The 3,728-nt window shown below is 72.3% G+C and carries 4 protein-coding genes; 2 read left to right on the forward strand and 2 right to left on the reverse strand.

Going from position 1 to position 3,728, the window contains the following annotated elements:
• Positions 1 to 28: 28 nt before the first annotated feature.
• Together pip and panB are read right to left on the reverse strand one after the other, a co-directional pair.
• Positions 29 to 961: a prolyl aminopeptidase gene (gene pip, locus HMPREF3086_RS10665; protein ID WP_070721795.1), complete on the reverse strand. Its 933-nt coding sequence runs from the start codon at positions 959 to 961 to the stop codon at positions 29 to 31.
• A gap of 83 nt (positions 962 to 1,044) precedes the next feature.
• A complete protein-coding gene (gene panB / locus HMPREF3086_RS10670; RefSeq protein ID WP_070721792.1) occupies positions 1,045 to 1,926 on the reverse strand; it encodes a 3-methyl-2-oxobutanoate hydroxymethyltransferase in 882 nt (293 codons plus the stop codon).
• A 203-nt stretch (positions 1,927 to 2,129) separates the two neighbouring features.
• Between panB and glnA the strand changes: the two genes are divergently transcribed.
• On the forward strand, positions 2,130 to 3,470 hold the full coding sequence (glnA, locus tag HMPREF3086_RS10675) for a type I glutamate--ammonia ligase (RefSeq protein WP_070721793.1): 1,341 nt from the start codon (positions 2,130 to 2,132) through the stop codon (positions 3,468 to 3,470).
• A 14-nt stretch (positions 3,471 to 3,484) separates the two neighbouring features.
• The coding region (locus HMPREF3086_RS10680; RefSeq protein ID WP_371441663.1) for a hypothetical protein at positions 3,485 to 3,728 on the forward strand (244 nt) is incomplete at its 3' end.

A 3,728-nucleotide genomic window follows, 5' to 3' on the forward strand; every position in this document is an offset into this window, starting at 1 on the left:
CGGCCCCGGCCGCCGGCGCGCCGGCGGGTCAGGGGCGGAACGCGTCCGTGGCCTCGAGCAGGTGGTGGGTGGTGCCCGGCTCGGCCATCGCGTGCCCCGCGTCCGGCACGATGTGCAGCTCGGAACCCGGCCACGCCGCGTGCAGCTCCCACGCGTTGGCCACCGGGCACACCACGTCGTATCGCCCGTGGACGATCACGCCGGGGAGGTGGGCGATGCGGTCCATCCGGTCGAGGATCGCCCGACCGGTCAGGAACGCGTCGTTGACGAAGTAATGGTTCTCGATGCGCGCGAACGCCAGCGCGAACCGGTCCGGATCCCCGCCCTTGCCGACCGTGCGGGGCAGCAGGGTGGACGTGGACGTCTCCCACGTCGTCCACGCCCGGGCCGCCTCCAGCTCGAGCAGCGGATCGCCGCAGTGCAGGAGACGGTGGTAGGCGGCGACGTGGTCGTAGCCGGGCTCGTGGACGGCCTCGGCGCCGTCGGCGGCGACGAGCGGCGCGAGGTAGCCCTCCCACACATCGGGGAACAGGTGCGCGGCGCCGCCTCGGTAGAACCAGTCGATCTCGCCCGGGCGGCACAGGAAGATCCCGCGCAGGACCAGGCCGCGGACCCGGTCGGGCTGCTCCTGGGCGTACGCGAGCGCGAGGGTCGAGCCCCACGAGCCGCCGAACACCAGCCAGCGGTCGACCCCCAGCGCCTCACGCAGCCGCTCGAGGTCGGCCACCAGGTGCCACGTCGTGTTGACGGACAGGTCCGCGCCGTCGGCCACGTGCGGCGTGCTGCGCCCGCACCCACGCTGGTCCACCAGGATGATTCGGTAGACGGCCGGATCGAACATGCGGCGGTGCGCGGGGTCGGTGCCCCCGCCCGGCCCTCCGTGGACGAAGAGCACGGGTGCGCCGTCCGGGTTGCCGGAGCACTCCCAGTACAGACGCTGTCCGTCGCCCACGTCGAGCATGCCCGTCTCGTACGGGTCGATCTCCGGGTACGGGGCGCGGCGCGTGCCGTCCCGGTCGGTGCCGATCGCGGGGGCTCCCACGGTCAGAAGGAGTGCTCGGCGCCGGGGAAGGCCCGCGAACGGACCTCCGTGCCGTACTCGCGGGCGGCCTCCCGCAGCGTGTCGGCCAGTTCGGCGTAGCGCTTGACGAACTTGGCGGTCCGCCCGGTGCTGTGGCCGGCCATGTCCTGCCAGACGAGGACCTGGGCGTCGCAGCCGTTTCCGGCGCCGATCCCCACGGTGGGGATCTCCAGCTCCGCGGTGACCTCACGGGCCAGGTCGGCGGGCACCATCTCCATGACCACGGAGAAGGCGCCGGCCTCCTGGACGGCGCGGGCGTCGGCGCGCAGCTGCTCGGCGGCGTCCCCGCGGCCCTGGACGCGGAACCCGCCGAGCCCGTTGACGGACTGCGGGGTGAAGCCGACGTGGGCCATCACGGGGATGCCGGCGTCGACGATCGCGCGGATCTGCGGCGCCATCCGCACGCCGCCCTCGAGCTTGACCGCCTGGGCACCGCCCTCCTTGAGCATGCGGGTCGCCGCGGCCACGGCCTGGGTGGGCGAGGCCTCGTAGCTGCCGAACACCAGGTCCGCCACGACCAGCGCCTTGGGCGCGCCCCGGGTGACGGCACGGACGAGCGGGATCATCTCGTCCTCGGTCACCGGGACGGTCGTGTCGTAGCCGTAGACCACGTTGGCCGCGGAGTCACCCACCAGCAGGACGGGGATCCCCGCCTCCTGGAACAGGCGCGCGGAGACGAAGTCATAGGCGGTGAGCATCGGCCACGGCTCGCCGGCGGCCTTGAGTTCGGCGAGGTGGTGCAGGCGCGTGACCCGCGTCAGGCCCTCCTGCCCGTCGGTGCCGGGCGGCGTCTGCCGGGGGGCGGCGCCGGAGCCGTAGACCGGGGTGTCGGGGGTGTCGCTCATGAGGTGTGTGGCCTTCCTTCGGTGCCTCGAGGCCGGCCGGGGCCGGTCCCCGGGTGGGACAGGGGGGGGGCGGTGACGTCTCGCGCGGCGGCCGCCGCGCGGTGTCGCGGTCGAGTCTGCCACGAGCCGTCACCAGGGGTCGGCCCGCGTCGGACCGAGGGGATGACTCACGCTCGTCACACGGCAGGCAGTAGGTTGGAGGCATGAACCGCCAGCAGGAGTACGTTCTCAGGACCCTCGAGGAACGCGACATCCGGTTCGTCCGGCTCTGGTTCACGGACGTGCTCGGCACCCTGAAGTCCGTGGCCGTGGCGCCGGCCGAGCTCGAGGGGGCGTTCGGCGAGGGCATCGGCTTCGACGGCTCCGCGATCGAGGGGTTCTCCCGCGTGTCCGAGGCGGACACGGTCGCCAAGCCCGACCCGTCGACGTTCCAGGTCCTGCCGTGGGCGCACGCCGACGGCGGCCAGCACTCGGCGCGCATCTTCTGCGACATCTACAACCCGGACGGCAGCCCGAGCTGGGCCGACCCGCGCCACGTGCTGCGGCGCCAGCTCAACAAGGCCGCCGACCTCGGCTTCTCCTGCTACGTGCATCCGGAGATCGAGTTCTTCCTGTTCAAGGACCTCGACACGAACGGTGCGGAGCCGGTGCCCACGGACAACGGCGGCTACTTCGACCAGGCCGTGCACGACACCGCCCCGCACTTCCGGCGCCACGCCATCGAGGCGCTCGAGGCCATGGGCATCTCGGTGGAGTTCTCCCACCACGAGGGCGCGCCGGGGCAGCAGGAGATCGACCTGCGCTACGCCGACGCCCTGAGCATGGCGGACAACATCATGACGTTCCGCTACATCGTCAAGGAGGTGGCCATGAACAACGGGGTGTGGGCGTCGTTCATGCCCAAGCCCCTGCGCGATCACCCCGGCTCGGCCATGCACACCCACATGAGCCTGTTCGAGGGCGACTCCAACGCGTTCCACGACCCGGACGACGAGTACCAGCTGTCGGGTACCGCCAAGTCGTTCGTCGCCGGCATCCTCACGCACGCGCCCGAGTTCTCGGCCGTGACCAACCAGTGGGTCAACTCCTACAAGCGACTCATCGGTGGCGGCGAGGCGCCCACGGCGGCCACGTGGGGCCGCGCCAACCGTTCGGCACTGGTGCGGGTGCCCATGTACACGCCCAACAAGGCGTCCTCCCGCCGCATCGAGGTCCGCAGCCCGGACTCGGCGTGCAACCCGTACCTGGCGTTCGCGGTGATGTTCGCCGCCGGCATCAAGGGCGTCCAGGAGGGCTACGAACTGCCGCCGGAGTCCGAGGACGACGTGTGGACCATGAGCCGCCGTGAGCGCCGCGCGATGGGCTACACCGACCTGCCGGGCAGCCTCGAGCAGGCGCTGGACGCGATGGAGGAGTCGGAGCTGGTCGCCGAGGCGCTCGGCGAGCACGTCTTCGAGTTCTTCCTGCGGAACAAGCGCCGTGAGTGGCGCGAGTACCGGACCGACGTGACCCCGTACGAACTGCGCAACTACCTCAACCTGTGACCGGCGGCGGCATCGTGAGCAGGGACTCGTCCCGCCCGAGGTTGCCGAGCCCCGGGCGGCTCGGCCTGCTCGACGACCGTGCCGCCGACTGGCTCGACTATCTGGGGTGGAACGACGACGACGCGGTGCCGGTGCTGTGGGCGCTGTCCCGGGCCCCGGACCCCGATCTGGCGCTGGGTGCGCTCGTGCGGTTGCGCGAGTCGCTCGTCGCCGCGGGCGACGGTGCCGCGGGCGACGGCGCGGCCGCGGGCGACGGTT

Source organism: Dietzia sp. HMSC21D01 (genome assembly GCF_001815995.1).
Classification (GTDB): Bacteria; Actinomycetota; Actinomycetes; order Mycobacteriales; family Mycobacteriaceae; genus Dietzia; species Dietzia cinnamea.